Origin of the sequence: Chromohalobacter sp. 296-RDG (assembly GCF_029889885.1) — a bacterium.
GTDB lineage: Bacteria > Pseudomonadota > Gammaproteobacteria > Pseudomonadales > Halomonadaceae > Chromohalobacter.
Window position 1 is genome coordinate 1 of the sequence record NZ_JARANY010000030.1, and the last position, 18,832, is coordinate 18,832.

Consider the following 18,832-nt stretch of genomic DNA (forward strand, 5'->3'; position numbering starts at 1 on the left):
GCAACAACTCCAGCAGGATCGGTACCTGCGAGGGATCGAGATAGAGGTTGAGTGGCCGGCCCTGGATCTCCTGGGTGATCGTATCGCCCAGCGCACAGGCCAGTGCCAGCACGATCAGCGCGGCACTGACGTATGCCAACAGTCGGCGCGACAGGCGCTGCCGAGGCCATAGGCTCAGCACGCCGACCAGGATCAGGCCCTCCAGCGCCAGCCAGGGCATGGCGGCGACGCCCAGGCGAGGGATCGCCGTGGCGATGAGTGCGGCATTGACGAGTAGCAGTGTCAGCCACCAGCGAACCATGAGCTTTCCTTGTCTGCATAGAAGTATCTAAGGCCATTCCCACAAATAACTTCCAGGAATATTCGTGGTTCGGCACAATGCGTGCATCGTATCTCTTGTTAGGACACTGGCGGTATGCCATTCGATGCTTGGCTGACGCTGGCCATTGTGGCGGCATCTTTTCTGTTGATGGCGACGAGTCGCCTCGGCCCGGACGTGATTCTCATGGGCGCGGTGATCGCGCTGTTCGGTGCCGGTGTCATTAACGCCGACGAAGCGCTGGCAGGGTTTTCCAACACCGGCCTTTTCACCGTGACCTTCATGTACATTCTCGTCGCCAGCATACGCGAGACGGGCGGCATTGACCTTCTCATCCGCTACGTGCTGGGGCGTCCACGCCATGAGCTGGGCGCTCAGGCGCGGTTGCTGCTTCCTGTCTCGGCGACCAGCGCCTTCCTCAATAACACGCCGGTGGTGGCGACGTTTCTGCCGGCGGTGCTGAGCTGGAGTCGGCGTCTGCGTTTGCCGGCGCACCGCTTGCTGATGCCGCTGAGCTTCGCCTCGATTCTGGGCGGGACCTGTTCGTTGCTTGGCACCAGTACCAACCTGGTGGTCGATGGCCTGCTGCGCGATCGCTATCCCGAGCAGGCGCTGCATCTGTTCGATATCGCGTGGATCGGCGTGCCCGTGGCGCTTGTCGGTCTGGCCTATCTCATGTTGGTAGGGCGCTGGTTGTTGCCTAAGCGCCGCACAGCGACGGATGTCTTCGAGAATCCGCGCGAGTACACCATCGAGATGCAGGTCGACCCACAAGGTCCCATCGTCGACAAGAGCGTTGAAGAAGCTGGGCTTCGCCACCTCGATGGATTGTTTCTAGTCGAGATCGAGCGCGAGGGCAACATCGTTTCGGTAGTGGGGCGCGGCGAGCGTCTCAAGGCCAATGACCGGCTGGTGTTTGCGGGGACCACGGAAGCGGCGGTGGAGTTGCAACAGATTCGCGGTCTGCGGCCTACCGGGCAGGGGCAGTCGAGCCTCAAGAAATCCTTCGCCGAACGGCGACTGGTCGAGGCGGTGGTGTCCGAGCAATGCCAGTTTTTGGGGCGACGGCTGCGCGAGGGGCATTTTCGTACCTTCTACGGTGCCTCGGTGCTGGCAGTTTGTCGCCATGGTGAGCGGGTTTCCGGCAACCTTGGCCAGATTCAGCTACAACCGGCGGATGTGCTGCTCATGGAAGTACGCCCCGCGTTCATCGAGCGCCACCGTCAGTCGCGAGATTTCCTGCTGATCAGCGAGCTCAACGGCCAGGCACGCCCACACCACGAGCGTGCTTGGGTGGCGTGGTCGATCATGCTGGGCGTGGTGGCCCTGGCGGCATTCGGCGTGTTGAGCCTGCTCAAGGCGGCGATGCTCGGTGCCGCCTTGGCGCTGATGACCGGCTGCTGCACGATCAGTGCCGCGCGGCGGGGGCTGGATACGCAGGTGTTGCTGACCATCGCGGCTTCCTTCGGCGTGGGGGCGGCGATGGAAAGCTCTGGCGCCGCCTCGACCCTGGCCCAAGGCGCCCTGACGTTGGCCGACGGCAATCCGTATCTGTTGCTGATCGGTGCCTATCTGGTGGTGGCGCTGCTCACCGAGATCGTAACCAACAACGCGGCGGCGGTGATCAGTTTTCCCATCGTCACCGGCGCCGCGCAGCAACTGGGCGTGGATATCATGCCGTTCGTGATCGTGGTGATGTTCGCCGCCTCGGCGAGTTTTCTGACTCCCATCGGCTATCAGACTAACTTGATGGTCTATGGACCTGGCGGGTATCGATTCAGCGATTATCTGCGCGTGGGCGGAGGGCTGAGTGTGCTGGTCGGCGTGATGACGTTGGTACTAACCCCGCTGATCTGGCCGTTCTAGAACGGGGGCGTCGTGCCCCATGAATATGGACAGCCGGGAACGTTTTGCACATCCTGAGCCTTTGTGTCTTCGAATGCTTTTCAAGGAGCCGAGCCGATGGCCGAATCTTCGCCACTGATCATCGAACCCCAACACCGTGCCGCCGATGCGACGGTGATTCTGTTGCATGGGCTGGGCGCCGATGGTCACGATTTCGAGCCGCTGGTGCCGGCGTTACCTCTGGCGGATGATCTGGCGGTGCGCTTCATTCTGCCGCATGCGCCGCGCATGCCGGTGACGGTGAACGGCGGCATGGAGATGCCGGCGTGGTATGACATCCTCGACATGAATCTCGGTCGGCGCATCGACGAGGCTCAGCTCAAGACCTCGGCGGATAGAATGCATGCGTTGATCGGTGCCGAGATCGCCAAGGGTATCGACAGTCGCCGCATTGTCGTCGCTGGGTTCTCGCAGGGCGGCGCGGTGGCCTACCACGCGGCATTGACGTATCCCCAGCCGCTGGCGGGTCTGCTGGCGCTGTCGACCTATTTCGCCACGGCCGAATCGATCCAGCTCAGCGAGGCCAATCGCGCGCTGCCCATCGAGGTGCATCACGGCAGCTTTGACCCGATGGTGCCTGAAACCCTGGGCCACGAGGGCGCCGAACGGGCCGAGGCGCTGGGCTATGCGGTGAACTACCGTACCTATCCCATGCAGCATGCGCTGTGTCCTGAACAGATTGGCGACATTGGCCACTGGCTGAACGCGCGGCTAGGCGTAAAGAGGGCATGATGCAGACCATGGAAGAATCTGAGCCTAGCGATGGCGCGCGCCTTTCTACACCTGCCGCGAAGCGCAATCGTGAACCTATTCTGACGCTGCTGCGCGAGGTGCTACCCGCCTCGGGTCGTGTGTTGGAGATCGCCAGTGGCAGCGGCGAGCATAGCGTGTATTTCGCCGAGCATCTCCCCGCACTCACCTGGCAGCCCAGCGACCCGGGTGAACGCGCTCGGCGCTCCATTGCCGCCTGGCAGCGACACGTGGCACTTGCCAACCTGCACTTACCCCTGGCGCTGGACGTAATGCAGCCCTGGCCGGATGACGCCGATGAGCCGTCCGCCATACTGTGCATCAACATGCTGCATATCTCGCCCTGGGCGGCGACCCAGGCGCTGCTGCGCGAGGCAGGGCGTCGCTTGCCCGAAGATGGCGTGCTGGTCGTCTATGGCCCCTTCATGCGCGGTGGCGAACATACCGCCTCGAGCAATGCGGCCTTCGATGCCGATCTGCGCCAGCGCGACCCAGTCTGGGGCATTCGTGCGCTGGAAGATGTCGAGGACGAGGCCCGGCTAAACGGGCTTGCGTTGCAACGTGTCGATGAACTGCCGGCGAACAATCTGGGCGTGGTCTTTCTGCGGCGCTAACGTGGGTTGGTAGAGTGCGCTTGATTTCTCCGCCCTGGCCCCAAACACTGTGGATAGGCACATGGATAGATAGACACATGGATCGCGAGGGTCACGGTGCGGCGGTTGCTCTGCCACCGCAGGATCATGGAGGAAAGGCGATGAACGAAGATTTTTCCGTCGAGTTGCGTTTACCCAAGGGATGCCCGAATTGCGGTAGTCATAAGGTGACAGTCTCCCAGGCGCAACAACCTGACGATATCGTGTTCTGTAGCTCGTGCAGTACCGAAGTCTGCGATTATCAGACTGCCAGGCAGATGCTCGACGAAATGCCGCGCAGCGAAAATGAGAAGCTCATCGAGGACGTGGTCAACAACCGCAAGCCGTCCTCTACCGAAGAGTAGATCCGCCGAGATGCTGCGTGATCCCTAGCTCGCCCAAGAGGTTGTACAAGAGTAGCTGTAACGTCAGTGACAAAGAGCGCGCCCCGGCCATCGGCCGGGGCGTATTCGTTCAAGGATGAAATCGCAGGGGAAACACGTCGCGAGACGCGATGTCAGAGCAGTTCCTCCGCGGCGAGGGCGAGGCGTGAGCGTTCGACGCTTTTCAGCGCCACGTGGCCGGCATGCGGCCAGTCGCGGAAGCGCTCCACGGCGTAGGCCATGCCGCAGGTGTTGGCGGTGAGGTAGGGCGTATCGATCTGCCCGACGTTACCCAGCAGTACCAGCTTGGTATTGCGCCCCGCCCGCGTGATCAGTGCCTTGAGCTGCTTGGGCGTGAAATTCTGTGCCTCGTCGATGATCAGGAAGGTGTCGCTCAGGGTGCGCCCGCGCATGAAACTCGGCGCGCGGATCTGCACGCGTGAGCCGATTAGCTGGCGGGTGGCACCGTCGCTCCAGCTCGAGCTGCCGTGTTGTTCGTCGCGTAGCAGGTTGTCCATGTTGTCATGGAAGGCGCCCATCCAGGGCGACATCTTCTCTTCCTCGGAGCCGGGGAGGAAGCCGATGTCCTCGCCCATGGGAATCGGCGCGCGAGTGAAGACGATGCGTTCGAAAAGCTTGGTGTCCAGGGTTTGCTGGAACGCTGCCGCCAGGGTCATGTAGGTCTTGCCAGTCCCGGCGTTGCCGGCGATGGTGACCAGGTCGATCTCAGGGTCCATCAGCAGGTTGAGGGTGAAGTTCTGGCGGCTGTCGTGGGCGTGTACGCCCCACACACCGTCGTGATGGCGGTAGTTGGTCAGCAGTTGCAGCGTGGCGCGGTGCGGCGCGAGCGAGCGTACGATGGCCTCGAAACCGGCGCCGTTGTCGCTGTCCGATACCAGCATGCCGACGTGCCAGTCCTTGGGTAGCTCGCCGGCGAGGTGATAGAAGGTGCCGTCTTCCGTGCGCTCGACATCGACCTCGACGTTGAGCCGGTCCCACAGTCCTTGGCCTTCCGCACCGGCCTCGGCGTAAACCTTGGCGCCCTCGATCATGGCGTCGAGATCGTCGAAAGCGCGGTCGTTGAGGTAATCCTCCACGGGGACGTTCAGCGCCGCCGCCTTGACGCGCAGGTTGATGTCCTTGGTAACCAGGATCACCGACGCGTCGGGACGTTCGTCACGCAGGCGGCAGGTTTCGGCGAGCAGACGGTTATCGGGAGAATCGACTAATGGGTCGAGCGTCTTGAGGTCGGTGTAGCACAGGAAACGCAGGCGGCCGCTGGGGCCGTGGCTCACGGGTAGCGGAATGCCCTCTTGAATTTGCTCAGGGGTAAAACGGGAGGTCAGGTCGGACAGGGTGCGGCTGATTTGCCGCGCGGTCTGGGCTATTTCACGAATCCCATTCTTGTGCTTGTCGAGCTCTTCCAGCACCGTCATGGGGATGACGACATCATGTTCCTCGAAGTGGTACAGGGCTGTGGGGTCATGGATCAGGACATTGGTATCCAGTACGTAGAGCCGGGTTACTTTCTTGTCGAGTCTCACCATCGGGGGAAGCACTCCTTGGTTAACGGCTTCTCCGACCCTGACAGGATGGCGTTGCGCCTCCGTGGCGCCCGACACCCCGGCAGCGTCGCCTGCAAAACAGTCCGGTCAAGGTGGGGGCGGGCATTCTCCTTCTGTGGGTTACATGACTTAAGCATGGTAGAGCGACAAAAAATTGCAATTTTGTGCGTGTGCTTAGACCGAGCGCGTATCTCTTGCCACGTTGCCTGACGGGGCGTATTAACGCCTTGGCGAGCGGCGGGGCTGATCAAGAGCCGAGCTTCGGGGCTGATGAAGCGACGAGGCCATGATCGGAGGATGTGCCGTGCTTCTCGATCAGTTCGCAAGGTCTTCATGCCCTCCACGCGGACAATGGAATAGAGCTCTTGGCGGGTGTGCGCGAAGTGCTCGCACAGCGCTTGGTCCGATACGGGGCCGGTGGTATGCAGTTGCCATCAGGTTGGTGCTCAGGTGATCCGCAAGGCGATTCGCGGTGGCGATACCGATGTCGATGCGCTGGGCGCGCCTGGCCTGCGGGACCCAGTGCGGTTCCTGCATTCCCGAACTCAAGTCATTGTTCGAAGAGGCGGTGGCGCATGCTGGGATGATAAGGCGCTGGAAACGGCCTGATACATTCATCGCAAGCGTGAGTGCCTTGCTGGCTCGGCTGGCGCGGGGGGAAATCGGTGGTGCGTCTCAAGGGCGGCGATCCGGGCATTTGCGGGCGCATGGGGGAAGAACTTGCGGTACTGGCCGAGGCGGGGCGGCCCACCGAGATCGTTCCCGGGATTACCGCCGCCTCCGCTGTCGCCGCCAGCCTGGGCATGCCACTCACCGACCGCGCCCATGCCCAGCAGCTACGGCTAGTCACCGCCCAGCATTGCCGCGCCGGTGGTGAGCCGGACTGGTCCGCGCTGGCGCGCCGCGACGAGACGCTGGTGTTCTACATGGGACTCTCGAAGGTCACCGAGATATGCCAAGGGCTACGCGATGCCGGCATGCCCGACGACTGGCCGATCATGCTCGCCGCCACGCCGCTGCCCTCGCCGTGCTTGATCGTCGTAGGCAGCGTGGTGCGGATGGTGCCCCAGGATAAGATGGCTGTTACCAGTTGGGCGACTCGCGAGCCGTCATGCAGTGAATAGCATTTTACGCTATAGACAGCTGCCGAAACCGTTCGGCCTCGGCGATCAGCCAGTCGATGAAGTGCTGGATGGCGGGTGGGGCTTGGCCGGTGGCGGGAAGGATCAGGTCGTAGGTGAACGGCGAGTCGATTACGTGGCGCTCGCCGAAAGGGCAAACCAGCACGCCGCTGGCGAGGCGCGCCAGACCGGCATCGACATCCTCGGCCAGCAGATGGCCGGCTTCACTGACGCGCACGCCGTTGGCATGACGCTCGAAAAGCGCCGCGCCCAACCGATCCTCGAGTTGCTTGACCTGGTGGCTGACCGCGCCAGGCGTAACGCCGAGGTGCTTGGCCGCCGTCTTGAAGCTGCCGGCGCGCGCGGCCTCCGAAAAGGCGCGTAGCGCGTTGAGGGGCAGTCGTTCGATCTTCATGAGTTGAGTTTTCCTGAGCCTGAGGGGGTAGATTAATCGTTTGGATCGCAGCGCCGCAAATGCTCCACTGAGTCTCGGTTCAATGGAGGTTGCGATCATGACCAAATCTTCTTCGGGCACCGTGACGGCTCGTCCCAGCATGACATCGACTCACGCGCGGCGCGGTCTCGACATGACCGCTGGCGTGGCGATGACCGGTTTTTGTGTGGCGCTTGGGTTGCAGCAGGTCGCCATCAAGGCCGTGGCCGACGATATCCCGCCGCTGGGTCAGATCGTCGTGCGGTCCTTGCTGGCGGGGATATTGGTGCTCGTCATTGCGCGCTGGAGAGGCATCCGGTTGGCGGATTTCCGTGCGCGCCTGGGTGCGGGTGTGCTGGTCGGCCTGGGCTTTGCAGGCGAGTTCGCCTTCGTCGCCTGGGGACTCAACTACACTCTGGCGTCGCACATGTCGGTGTTTCTTTACACGGCGCCGGTGTTCGCGGCACTGGGGCTGCATCTCTGGGTGCCGGGCGAGCAATTGGTGCGCTCGCAATGGTGGGGCATCGGCGTGGCGTTTCTAGGCATGCTCATCGCCATGGCGCCCTCGGCGTCGCTTGGCGGAGATGCCGGTGCGATCCTGCTGGGCGATGCTCTGGGCTTGCTGGCGGGGCTTTCTTGGGCCGCGACCACGCTGATGGTGCGCCGCTCTTCACTCTCCGAGGCGCCGCCACTTCAGACGCTGACCTATCAGCTATTGACCGCAGGCGTGCTGTTGTTGCCTATCACACTGTGGTTGGGCGATTGGCAAGACGCTGCGTTCAGTGGCATGGCGGTGGCCAGCTTGAGCTTCCAGACACTGATCATTTCGTTCGGTGCCTTGCTTTTGTGGTTCGCCTTGCTGCGCCGTTACTGGGCCTCGCAACTCGGCGTGTTTTCGTTCTTGTCACCGATATTCGGGGTGTTGTTCGGGGCCGTGCTGCTCGACGAACCCTTGTCCTGGAATTTCGTGCTCGGCGGTGTGGCGATTCTAGTGGGCATCGTGCTGGTCAGTCGCAAGGCTTGAGGGGTGTTACCTGGGTCAGACGTTCCAGCTCCTCAAGATAGCTTTCCAGTACCAGGCTCCATGACCCCGCATGTGCGGGGTCATCGCTCTCCCTTAGCTGTCGGCACTACCTTGGAACTGCGCAAAGACCTCGTCGCCGGTCAAACGTGGCGTGTCGTTGGCGAAATCGTAGAAGCTCGGCTTTTCATCGATGAAGATCTGCTGAGCGATCGTCCAGGGCTCGCCGGCATCAATGAGGCCGAGGGGAAAGGCGTAGTGCTGGCCATTGGCGAGACGGTAGAAAAGGTGCGTACCGCACTGCCGGCAGAAGCCGCGTTCGGCCCAGTCTGAAGACGCATAAACGCTGATGTTTTCCTCGCCTTCGAGAGTCATGGGCTCGTCGCTTTCGATGGCAAGCATCGGGCCGCCACTCCAGGTCTGGCACATGCGGCAGTGGCAGATGCTCACGCCGTAACCGGCAAGCGACACGTGAAGGCTGACGGCACCGCACAGGCAGGTGCCTTGGCTTTCATTAGGGGCTGACATGAGCGACTCCTTTTTGAGTGATGATTGTGTCGTCGGCACGAGATGATGCCGTAACCAGTCGATGGCTTCGATCAGTTCGGCGGTAGCCGCCTTGACGCGATCCAATCGGCAGGAAGCACGCGCCCACCATCGAATAGGCCTTGTTGCCGATATAGCCCGCCGATTTTCAACAAGGCATGTGGCGTGAGCCTCATTTCATTGCAGTGAAAGGACTAGTGTGGTCGATGTCAGGAGAGATCCAAAATACGCGTCGCAAAAAAAAGTCCCCAAGAAGGGGACTAGGGGAGCACGCCAGCTCACTCGGTTCATCGCTGCAAGGCAACGACGCTAAAAAGGGGGAAGAAGGCGCCGGATTCGATGGTTGGCGTTCTTCGTGTCTTATAGGTTGCGAAGTGCGTGCCATTTTTTTGATTTTACTTTAAAGACAGCATGTTATCGTTTCTTGCCGTAAGAGCGGCGTGCCGTGCCGAACCAAAACCGGAAACTGATGCCCCAAGACGGGCAAAATTTCCGCGGCGGTGCACCATGGGTGTGCCTAGATCACCGAGAGAAGCCCACCGTCCACGTAAATGATCTGGCCGTTGACGAAATTCGAGGCGGGAGCGGCGAGATAGACCACGGTGCCGACCAGGTCGTCCGGGGTTCCCCAGCGCCGTGCGGGTGTCCGGTTGATGATCCAGTCATTGAATTCAGGTTTGTCGACGAGGGGTTGGGTCATCTCGGTAATCATGTAGCCGGGGCCAATGGCGTTGGCTTGAATGCCGTGCTCGGCCCACTCCGCGGCCATCGACTGCGTGATCATACGTACGCCGCCCTTGGCGGCGGTATAGGCACCGACCGTGGGACGTGCCACTGAGCTCATCAGCGAACCGATATTGACGATCTTGCCTCCTTGGCCTCGGGCGATCATCTGCCTGGCAACGTGACGCCCCATCAGGAAGGTGCTGCTCAGGTTGGTGTCGAGTACCTTCTGCCATTCCTCGTGGGGTGTATCGACGAGCGGCTTGCGCAGCTGGATACCGGCATTGTTGACCAGGATGTCGATATCGATGCCTTGAGCGCCCAAGTCGGCAAGTGTTTGCTCGATGGCGGTTTCGTCAGTGACATCGAACGACGCGGTGCGCACGTCGTGATGTTCCTCTATGAGCGCTTGCTGGGCACGCTGCAACTTTTCGGTATTGCGTCCATGCAAGATCACCTTGGCACCGGCGTCTGCCAGCCCCTTGGCCATGGCATAGCCGAGACCGCCGGACGAGCCGGTAATCAGCGCCGTTTTGCCGGTGAGGTCGAATAACGTCATTGCGTATCATCTCCTTGTCTTGAATGCCATCTCTAGTCTAATCCGAAAAGACTGGCGCTGACGTCGTCACGAAAGTCGGGCAGGCACTTACGAAATGGCCCGCCGAGAGGCGGGCCATAGGGGCGGCGACGCTGAACGGACTTACAGATTGGCGAGAATGGTTTCGGCGCTGCTTTTCTCGACGCCCTTTTCATCGACGCCCAGGTAGCTGACCACACCGTCGTCGACGATCATGGCGTAACGCTGGCTGCGCGTTCCCATACCGGCGCCGCTGGCGTCTTTCTCCATGCCGATGGCGCGAGTGAAGTCGGCGTGGCCATCGGCGATCATGGTAATCGCCTGAGCGTTTTGATCTTGCTGCCAAGCGCCGAGGACGAAAGCGTCGTTGACGGCCAGACAGGCGATGGTATCCACTCCCTTGGCGAGAATGTCATCGGCGTTGATCACGAAGCCCGGCATATGGGTGTTGGAGCACCCCGGCGTAAAGGCGCCGGGTACCGCGAAGAGTACCACGCGCTTGCCGGCGAAGAACTCGCCGGTATCGAAGTCTTCTGGGCCGTTGGCACCGTTGGTCTTGAGGGTGACGCTGGGTAGCTTGTCGCCTTGTGCGATGGTCATGACGTACTCCTTTCCTTCAGGTGTTCGATCCTGGCCGCTTACAGTGCGCCATCGGGTCGGTATATCGCAACCCATAGGCGCTTGAGCCATGAATTCGAAGGCAGTTCAGCGTGCGGCTGGCATCGACGGGGGGTTGCATTACCGCCTGCACCGACGATGCTGGCGACGGCACCAAGGGCTTTCTTGTTGATAAAGGGGACGACCCCAAAGTGGCACCTTCGGCCATTTGAGTGAAAAGGCTGAAGACCAGCATGATGCCGATAGCTAATCATCATCACCGGCAGTGAGCCTAGGCATAATAACCAGGTGTAGGCCGATCTTGTCGGCTTTGTTGTGGATTTCCATGGCTCATCCTCTAGCGTTGGAGTAGCGGAGATCGAACGCGACGTCGGCGATCTTCATCATGAAGGGCCGGGTCCTGGGGGCCGACGCACTACCTTGGAGCACATGGGGCAACTGGGCCGCCGCTTTCCCAAGCCGATGCTCATGCTTACCGAGGAAGAAAACGCCGAACTTGACGCGCGAAGCGGCCGATGATCTTGGTCTCAATTATTCGCTCGTCGATGCCAAGAGCGAAGGTGAGCATGCGACCGAATGGTCGCTGGCAGGGCGGCGTGGCGACATCGCCATGGGGGCGACCAGCTGCTGGACGGCGGGCGTTTTCGGGCCGCGGAAACGATTGAGAAGGATGAAATGCAAACCGCCCCACTGTTGGGTGGGGCGGTTTGCCGAATCAGGCACAGTGGGCAGATGCTTCAGCCTTCGTCACCGGGTTCCTGATCGAGATGTACGCTGGCGATAGCCGGTGTGTCGCTGTCACTTTCCAGCTTGGCGAGTAACGGCTTGGCTTCCTTCTGGAATGCTGCCAATGCCTTGCCTTCCAAGCTCTGGTTTTCGGGCAACTTGACGCGCATGGCGTCCACGGAACGGTTGTTGACCATTACCTCGTAGTGCAAGTGTGGGCCCGTGCTACCGCCCGTGTTGCCGGACAAGGCGATTTTTTGACCTATCTCGACGCGATCACCCTCGGAGACGAGACGCTTGGAGAGATGCATGTAGCGCGTCTTGTAGCCGTTGTCGTGGCGGATGACCAGATAATTGCCGGCGCCGCCCGCCTGATAGGCGGACTTGATGACGCGACCGGCTGCTGGCGAGTCGACGGCGGTACCGGCACGCATGGCAAAGTCCGTGCCGCGGTGCGGGCTGATGCGTCCGGTGATCGGATGCTTGCGCCGCAAGTTGAACGGCGAGCTTATGCGATAATGCCCTTCGAACGGATACCGGTTGAAAGCTGGGTCGAGGCCTTGTCCATCGGGCGTATAGAACTGGTCGTCGGCGTTATTGCGTACGACGGTCAGGTCCATGCGCTCGCCTTGATACTGAGCAGCGAGAATCCGTGAGTCGACGCTTTCGCCTTCCAGCATGTCGGATTCGACGAGTACCTGGAAATGATCGCCGGCACGCGTATTGTGGCGGAAATCCAATTTCTTTGAGAGCAGGCTTGTCAATTGTGCGACCTCGGAGCGGGAGAGCCCTGTGGATTCCGCCGAGAGGGTGAAGCTTCCGTTGACCGTGCCGGCAAAGAGACGTTGAGACGGCTCGGTGGCCTTGATGATGTCGGAAACGTCGAACTCGTCCTGGGGAGAATCGCGTTCGATGACATAGCCTTCACGTGCATTTTTCATGACACGTAGCGCCAGGAGGTCGCCGTTCTGATTGAGCTTGTAATCGAACGAGCGTCCGACACGCCAGTGCGTCAAGGCACTCTTGTCGGGAACGCTATCCAGGATATGCATGACATCACTGTATCCCAGTCCCAGCGTACGTTCCGCCGTCACGGCGAAGGTGTCGCCTTTCTGTACCGTATAGGTTTCCCATTCCGGCACGAATTCCTGTTGTGTGGCGATCTCGCGTTCAAGATCGGGAGAGCCATCCTCGTCGTGCAATTCCGTCGGGTCGATGGAAAAGTCTTCGTAGGATGTTCCGCCCAAGGCTTCATCGTCGAGTTCATCCCCAGAAAGCAGTCCTGGCAACTGCATGGCCGTGTGAAGAGCCTCGGCGCCGAGGTAAGGACGAGAGGATTGGGTATCGAACGCCGATGCGTCAGATACGTTGTTGTCTGTTGCATGCGCCTTGTCGATGAAGTCGACATCGACGATTTCCTGTGCCTTGAGTTCACTCAGCGGAATATCGCGAGTGGTGACAGTCTCCAGGGTGGCGAGGGCATTGTCTGCAAGCGAAGGCGACGAACGAGAATCGTCGTCGTTTTGGGTGATCTGCTGGGTAGTTGAATGGCCACCATTGGCGTCGATGACGGTAACGATTTTGTGCGTGCCCAGCACGGTCACCATGGTGGCGACCGGTAACAAGATTAATTTATGAGTGCGGGGCAGCGAATGAAGAATCCGCAACATGATAACTAGAAGCCGTATACGTGAACGTTAAATAGATAAAAGGCATTGGAACGATAACTCATGCTAAATGAAATGCCTATCCTGTTCATGCATACAGCATGGGCAAGCCGCTGTTACCGGCTTGCCACATAGGATATGCGTGGCTATGTAGGTAATCTTTTACCGGTGCCACGATTTGTACAATAGCTGCATAATTTTAGTCGGTCAAGCTGCCGTCTCGGTAGGCCTGCATGGCGGCCTCGAGCTCGTTGCGTGAGTTCATCACGAAAGGTCCGTAGTGAGCGATAGGCTCGCGATGTGGTGTGCCACGCAAGAGCAGGGCGCCGGCCTTGCCGTCCGCTTCCAACGTGAGTGCGTCGCCTGCCTCGAGCACTGCGAGATGACCCGCATTTACCGTTTGATTGCCAATCTTCACCGTTCCCAGGTAGGCATATACCAGCAGGGTTTCGTCACCGAGGTGCGTCAGCGATAAGGTGCCCGATTCGAGCCGTACGTCGGCGACACCGGAACCACCAGCCAGGGCATCGAGGGGGCCATCGATACTGGACGTGGCGCTTTGCCAGCGGCCGCCGAGGGCGATCAAACGACTCTCCTGTCCCTCGAGGTACGGCATTTCCAGTGCGCGGATATCACGATAAGTGGCCGGGCTCAGCTTGTCGCGTGCAGGTAGATTGATCCACAGCTGAAAGGCGTGAAGACCTTGGCTGTCGGTCAGCGGCATTTCGGAATGGATCATCCCGCGTCCGGTGTGCATCCATTGCGCATCGCCGGCATGAATGGTGCTGCTGTGACCCAGGTGGTCTTCGTGTGTCAGCCCTCCATGAATGACATAAGTGAGCGTCTGCATGCCTCGGTGAGGGTGTGGCGGAAAGCCCCCGATATAGTCATCGGGCTGATCGGACCCCAGCTCGTCGAGCATGAGAAAAGGATCGAGCCCACCCTCGAAGTCGTGGAGGCGCTTGATCTTGACGCCATCGCCGTCTTGGCTTGGGTGACTGGAGCGAATGTGTTTGATCTGGCGGTCAGCTTGCAGTGTGTGTGTCATGGTGAACCCTCTCGATGATCATGACTGGCATTCTAGTTCGTATTTTTCGAAAATTAATCGCATATTTTTGCTCCTAACCTTCGGGATAATCGAATGGTCAATGTCACGTTAGCGCAATGGCGAATGCTTGCCGCCGTGGTCGATCATGGCGGGTTCGCGCGTGCTGCCGAGGCCGTGCACAAGAGTCCCTCCACGCTCAATCATGCGGTGCATAAGCTTGAAGAGCAGTTAGGTGTGCAGGTACTGGAACCCGTGGGACGTCAGGTACGCCTGACCGAGGCGGGCGATATGTTGCTACGCCGTGCCCGGCAACTGCTGGAAAGCGCCGATGCCTTGGAAGATGTCGCCGGACGCTTGGGGGAGGGGCTCGAAGCCGAGGTGGTGATCGCCGTCGATCAGCTTTTCCCGCCGGATGCCTTGGCGCATGCGTTGGACAGCGTCTCGCGCCACTATCCCCATGTTCGCGTGCAGTTGCATGAAACCGTGCTCAATGGCGGTGTCGAGATGCTTTACGATGGACGCGCCGACCTGGTGGTGTCGGGCATCGCCGCCCAGGGATTTCTGGGCGAGCCATTGGTCAATGTGGAGTTTCTGGCTGTCTCGCATCCCGAACATCCTCTACAGCATCTGGGACGTGAACTCGACCTGCGCGATCTGGAGCAGCATCGTCAACTGGTGGTGCGCGATTCGGCGCTACGTCAGTCGATGGATGCCGGGTGGCTCAAGGCTGAGCAGCGCTGGACATTGAGTCACCTGGTGACATCGGTCGACATGCTGTGCCGCGGATTGGGGTTCGCCTGGATGCCGACGACCCGCATTCGCGAGGCATTGCGCATGGGAGCGCTTATCCCCTTGCCTCTGGCGCTCGGGGGGCGTCGCGAAACGCCGATGCAGTTGATTTTCCGCGACCGGGATCGCGCCGGGCCGGCTACGCGGGCGCTGGCGGCAGCGCTGCACGACGCCGTGAGCGATTGCTGCGATGAACATTCGATAGAAACGAACGGTTAGGCCGTTTTAATACGCTTGAGCGCCGAATCAATCGTTCTATGCTGAGCGGCATCGAGGGTGGCCAGCCGCCGGCCGTCCGCTCAATAAGCGTCAGGATCAGTGTAGGAGTAAAGGTATGGGACTGTTGATCGAAGGTCGTTGGTACGACCAGTGGTATGACACCAAGAAGCACGGCGGCGAATTCGTTCGCGAGTCCGCTCAATTGCGTGACTGGGTGACGCCGGACGGGGCGTCGGGACCGCAAGGGCAGCCGGGTATCGAAGCCGAGGTAGGACGCTTTCATCTGTACGTGTCGCTGGCCTGCCCGTGGGCGCATCGCACCCTGATCATGCGCAAGCTCAAAGGGCTCGAGGATTTGGTAGGTGTATCCCATACCAGTCCGCTGATGCTGGAGCAGGGCTGGTCCTACGCCATCGACGAGGGCTCGAGTGGCGATCCGCTCAATGGCGTCGACTACCACCACCAGCTTTATACGCTGACCGAGACGCATTATACCGGGCGCGTGACGGTGCCGGCGCTGTGGGACAAGCGTGAAGGGCGTATCGTCAACAACGAGTCCGCCGATCTGGTGCGCATGCTGGGTGGGGCATTCGATGATTTGACCGGCAACCGGTTGGATCTTTATCCAGAGGATCTTCGCGAGACCATCGATACCGTCAACGCCGACGTCTACGATCACATCAACAACGGCGTTTACAAGGCCGGCTTCGCCACCCAGCAGGCGGTCTACGAGAAACACGTCACGGTGTTGTTCGAAGCGCTCGGGCGGCTCGAGTCACGGCTCGACACGCAGCGTTATCTCGCCGGCGAGTGGTTGACCGAGGCGGACATCCGGCTGTTCACCACGTTGATCCGCTTCGATGCCGTCTATCACGGACACTTCAAGTGCAACCTGCGGCGTATCGAGGACTATCCCAATCTGTCGAATTATCTGCGCGAGCTCTATCAATGGCCAGGCATTGCCGAGACGGTGAATTTCGATCACATCAAGCGCCACTACTATTACAGCCATGAGACCATCAACCCGACGCGTATCGTTCCCAAGGGGCCGGTACTGGCGCTGGAACGCCCGCATGACCGCGAGCGGTTGCCGGGGCGGGGCATTCGTGGTGCTTAGGGCCGTGGCGCTTAGGTCGATGTATCAGCGTCGCTTCCGGGTACGTGTCAGCCAGCGATCGAGCGCATTGGCGAAGGTGCGGCGTTCGGCGTCGCCATAGGGTTTGGGGCCGCCGGTATGCTCGCCGCTGGCGCGCAGGGTTTCCATGAAGTCACGCATCTGTACCTGGGCGCGAATACTGTCCCGGGTCAGCGTTTCGCCACGATTGGTGATGACCTCGGCCTCGCGCGCCAACGCGGCCTCCGCCAGAGGCAGGTCGGCGGTGACGACGAGATCGCCCGGCGCCACTCGGTCGACGATGGCGTCGTCGGCGGCATCGAAGCCACCGGGGACGGCCAGCGCGCTGACCCAGGCCGAGGGCGGTAAGGGCAAGCGGTGATTGGCGACGAAGCGTGTCGGCGTTTGGGTGCGCTCGGCGGCACGCACGATGACTTCGCGGGCATGACGTGGACAGGCGTCGGCGTCAATCCATAACGTCGGCATGGGGAGAATTCCTCGATAAGCGAATAGGGCTTGATGAACGAATAAGATTGGGCAAAGCCATTGGTCGATGGTAGTATGCCATTTCCTCGCATGTGTTGACCCCTCCATCCTGTATTCGTCCCTGTGCGATGTGCCTTCCACCTAGCGTGGATAGAGCCTTAAGGACGTTTCTGCGCAAGGCGCATTGCCCGCTCGCTTCGAGCCGGCCGTGAGAGCGCTTGCCGCATCGATGGCGCGCCACGACGCGTAAGGTCGCCACAGCTGCCGCGTATGCGGCAGGACGCAGGTGCTGCGACCGGCGCCTTTTGTTTCGATGCCCCAGGCCGAGCGGCCGATGGGCAATGAAGGTGCCTTGAATTTTTCCGCCGGTTCGCTCCGGCTATCCAAGGTGTGACATGACCACGACCCCCGCTGCCTCGTCGACTTTCGCCGAGCTTTCGCTGCCGTCTGTTCTTCTTTCTACACTCGAATCACTGGGATATGAAACGCCCTCATTGATTCAGTCTAAAACCATTCCCGCGCTGCTTGACGGGCGCGATGTGCTGGGCCAGGCCCAGACCGGTACCGGCAAGACCGCTGCCTTTGCCTTGCCGCTGTTGTCGCGTCTTGACCTCAAGCGTCGTGAGCCGCAAGTGCTGGTGCTTGCGCCGACGCGTGAGTTGGCACAGCAGGTTGCCGCTTCTTTCGTCCAGTACGGCCGTGATCTCAAGGGGCTTGAGGTTCTCAGCCTATGCGGTGGTCAAGAGTACCGCGAACAGCTCAGCGGTTTGCGCCGTGGTGCCCAGGTCATCGTGGGCACGCCGGGACGCGTGATCGACCACCTCAATCGTGGCAGCCTCAAACTCGACGGCCTCAATGCGTTGGTGCTCGACGAGGCTGACGAAATGCTGCGCATGGGCTTCATCGATGACGTCAAGCGTGTGGTCTCCGAGACGCCGAAAGAAGCGCAGCGCGTATTTTTCTCCGCGACCCTGCCCAATGAAATCTCGCGCATCGTCGATCAGTACCTGGTCGATCCGCTCAGGATCATGATCGAGACCAAGACCAAGACGGCCGAAGGCATCGAGCAGCGGTTGGTTCGTATCGAAGGTGGCGCCAAGCTGGAGGCGCTATCGCGCTTACTCGAGGTCGAGCCGGTGGACGCTGCTATCGCCTTCGTGCGCACACGTGCCTCCTGCACCACGCTGGTCGAGCAATTGTTGGCGCGTGGCGTGAACGCGGCGGCGCTGTCCGGCGACCTGGATCAAAGCCTGCGCGAGCGGACCGTCGATCGCCTCAGGCGTGGCAAGGTCGATGTCCTCATCGCCACCGACGTTGCCGCGCGCGGTCTCGACGTGCCGCGTATCACGCACGTTTTCAACTACGACCTGCCGCAAGACGGCGAGGCGTATACTCACCGCATCGGGCGGACGGGGCGCGCTGGACGCAAGGGCGTGGCGATTACCTTCGCCGGTGGCCGCGAGCAGCGTCGCGTACGTGATATGGAGCGTGTGACCGGTCAAACGATGCAGGAAGTCGAGCTGCCCGATGAGTCTGTCATCCGTGCCCATCGCGACAAACTGTTTCGTGAGCGCGTGCTGAAGACGCTGGAGCAGGACAGCGACTATCAGCGTGAGCTGATTGAAGGCTTGGCCGACGACGGTTATGACCCCGTGGATCTGGCGTGTGCCATGGCCAGCATGGCGCGTTCCGGCGAGGCCCCCATTGGTCGCTTGCCGAAGCCGGGCGAACGTCGTCCCGCCCGTCAGGGAGGGGGGCGCAACGAAAAGCCCAATCGTCGTGATCGTGGACCGAGCGCTGGCATGACGCGTTACCGCGTGTCGGTGGGCCACAAGGATGGCGTCAAGCCCGGCCAGCTGGTGGGTGCATTGGCCAATGAAGGCGGCATCGACGGTGGCAAGATCGGCCGTATCGACATCCGCAATGCCTTCTCTATGGTTGAATTGCCGAGTACGCTGCCGGCCGCTGTGCTGTCGCGCATCGGCCAGGCGCGTGTCGCCGGTCGTCCGCTGGAGATTGCCGAGGATCGCGGCGGTGATCAGGAGCGCGCCCCGCGGCGTCAACGTGAAGGCGGAGACGCTCCTCAGCGGAATCGTTCGCAGGCGTGATCTAGCCGTTAATGGCTCACGCGCGCCGCTCGTTATCTGACGAGCGGCCATTAAAAACGCCCCATGGCAATGTTGCTGCCAT

Annotated in this window: 18 protein-coding genes and 1 pseudogene; 10 read left to right on the top strand and 9 right to left on the bottom strand. The window is 60.8% G+C overall.

Annotation, left to right across the window (positions count from 1 at the left end):
• Window positions 1–301: hypothetical protein (locus OP495_RS11395; protein ID WP_280569312.1), on the bottom strand; the 301-nt coding region annotated here is incomplete at its 3' end.
• Window positions 302–415: 114 nt separating this feature from the next.
• On the opposite strand from OP495_RS11395, the gene OP495_RS11400 reads away from it, so the two are divergent.
• The 4 genes from OP495_RS11400 (at window position 416) to OP495_RS11415 (ending at window position 3,971) form a co-directional block, all read left to right on the top strand.
• A complete protein-coding gene (locus tag OP495_RS11400) occupies window positions 416–2,185 on the top strand; it encodes an SLC13 family permease (RefSeq protein WP_280569313.1) in 1,770 nt (589 codons plus the stop codon).
• 96 nt (window positions 2,186–2,281) lie between these two features.
• Window positions 2,282–2,956 carry an alpha/beta fold hydrolase gene (locus OP495_RS11405; protein WP_280569314.1) on the top strand — a complete coding sequence of 225 codons (675 nt, stop codon included), beginning with the start codon at window positions 2,282–2,284 and terminating at the stop codon, window positions 2,954–2,956.
• 8 nt (window positions 2,957–2,964) lie between these two features.
• Window positions 2,965–3,588, top strand: a complete 624-nt coding sequence (locus OP495_RS11410; protein ID WP_280569316.1) for a DUF938 domain-containing protein — start codon at window positions 2,965–2,967, stop codon at window positions 3,586–3,588.
• Window positions 3,589–3,665: 77 nt separating this feature from the next.
• Complete coding sequence (locus tag OP495_RS11415; RefSeq protein WP_280561724.1) at window positions 3,666–3,971, top strand: hypothetical protein; 306 nt, start codon at window positions 3,666–3,668, stop codon at window positions 3,969–3,971.
• A gap of 152 nt (window positions 3,972–4,123) precedes the next feature.
• Here the strand turns inward: OP495_RS11415 and OP495_RS11420 are convergent, their stop codons facing one another.
• A complete protein-coding gene (locus OP495_RS11420) occupies window positions 4,124–5,536 on the bottom strand; it encodes a PhoH family protein (protein ID WP_280561723.1) in 1,413 nt (470 codons plus the stop codon).
• A gap of 414 nt (window positions 5,537–5,950) precedes the next feature.
• Here OP495_RS11420 and OP495_RS11425 point away from each other — a divergent pair.
• Together OP495_RS11425 and OP495_RS11430 are read left to right on the top strand one after the other, a co-directional pair.
• Window positions 5,951–6,119: pseudogene (locus OP495_RS11425) on the top strand ((2Fe-2S)-binding protein); the annotation flags it as partial.
• Window positions 6,120–6,219: 100 nt separating this feature from the next.
• The gene (locus tag OP495_RS11430; protein WP_348521309.1) at window positions 6,220–6,678 is read left to right on the top strand and encodes an SAM-dependent methyltransferase; all 459 of its coding nucleotides are present in this window, start codon (window positions 6,220–6,222) and stop codon (window positions 6,676–6,678) included.
• A gap of 4 nt (window positions 6,679–6,682) precedes the next feature.
• On the opposite strand, the gene OP495_RS11435 is transcribed toward OP495_RS11430, so the two are convergent.
• Window positions 6,683–7,090 (bottom strand): LysR family transcriptional regulator, encoded by a 408-nt coding sequence (locus OP495_RS11435; RefSeq protein ID WP_280569318.1) that lies wholly within the window; start codon window positions 7,088–7,090, stop codon window positions 6,683–6,685.
• Between the two features lie 97 nt (window positions 7,091–7,187).
• Between OP495_RS11435 and OP495_RS11440 the strand changes: the two genes are divergently transcribed.
• Complete coding sequence (locus tag OP495_RS11440; RefSeq protein ID WP_280569320.1) at window positions 7,188–8,132, top strand: DMT family transporter; 945 nt, start codon at window positions 7,188–7,190, stop codon at window positions 8,130–8,132.
• Window positions 8,133–8,225: 93 nt separating this feature from the next.
• On the opposite strand, the gene OP495_RS11445 is transcribed toward OP495_RS11440, so the two are convergent.
• The 5 genes from OP495_RS11445 to OP495_RS11465 form a co-directional block, all read right to left on the bottom strand.
• The gene (locus OP495_RS11445; RefSeq protein WP_280561719.1) at window positions 8,226–8,657 is read right to left on the bottom strand and encodes a GFA family protein; all 432 of its coding nucleotides are present in this window, start codon (window positions 8,655–8,657) and stop codon (window positions 8,226–8,228) included.
• Between the two features lie 535 nt (window positions 8,658–9,192).
• The gene (locus OP495_RS11450) at window positions 9,193–9,957 is read right to left on the bottom strand and encodes an SDR family oxidoreductase (protein WP_280569322.1); all 765 of its coding nucleotides are present in this window, start codon (window positions 9,955–9,957) and stop codon (window positions 9,193–9,195) included.
• Between the two features lie 141 nt (window positions 9,958–10,098).
• Window positions 10,099–10,575: a peroxiredoxin gene (locus tag OP495_RS11455; RefSeq protein ID WP_280561716.1), complete on the bottom strand. Its 477-nt coding sequence runs from the start codon at window positions 10,573–10,575 to the stop codon at window positions 10,099–10,101.
• 755 nt (window positions 10,576–11,330) lie between these two features.
• Window positions 11,331–12,926, bottom strand: a complete 1,596-nt coding sequence (locus OP495_RS11460; protein ID WP_348521310.1) for a peptidoglycan DD-metalloendopeptidase family protein — start codon at window positions 12,924–12,926, stop codon at window positions 11,331–11,333.
• 259 nt (window positions 12,927–13,185) lie between these two features.
• Window positions 13,186–14,034 (bottom strand): pirin family protein, encoded by an 849-nt coding sequence (locus tag OP495_RS11465; protein WP_280569324.1) that lies wholly within the window; start codon window positions 14,032–14,034, stop codon window positions 13,186–13,188.
• A 93-nt stretch (window positions 14,035–14,127) separates the two neighbouring features.
• Here OP495_RS11465 and OP495_RS11470 point away from each other — a divergent pair, with 93 nt between their 5' ends.
• Together OP495_RS11470 and OP495_RS11475 are read left to right on the top strand one after the other, a co-directional pair.
• Entirely contained in the window at window positions 14,128–15,042 is a 915-nt protein-coding gene (locus OP495_RS11470; RefSeq protein ID WP_280569326.1) for a LysR family transcriptional regulator, read from the top strand.
• Between the two features lie 115 nt (window positions 15,043–15,157).
• Window positions 15,158–16,159, top strand: coding sequence for a glutathione S-transferase family protein (locus OP495_RS11475; protein ID WP_280569329.1), 1,002 nt, complete (start codon window positions 15,158–15,160; stop codon window positions 16,157–16,159).
• Window positions 16,160–16,183: 24 nt separating this feature from the next.
• Here OP495_RS11475 and OP495_RS11480 read toward each other — a convergent pair whose 3' ends face one another.
• Entirely contained in the window at window positions 16,184–16,642 is a 459-nt protein-coding gene (locus tag OP495_RS11480) for a YaiI/YqxD family protein (RefSeq protein WP_280561710.1), read from the bottom strand.
• A 395-nt stretch (window positions 16,643–17,037) separates the two neighbouring features.
• On the opposite strand from OP495_RS11480, the gene OP495_RS11485 reads away from it, so the two are divergent.
• Window positions 17,038–18,750, top strand: coding sequence for a DEAD/DEAH box helicase (locus tag OP495_RS11485; RefSeq protein WP_280561709.1), 1,713 nt, complete (start codon window positions 17,038–17,040; stop codon window positions 18,748–18,750).
• Window positions 18,751–18,832 lie beyond the last annotated feature (82 nt).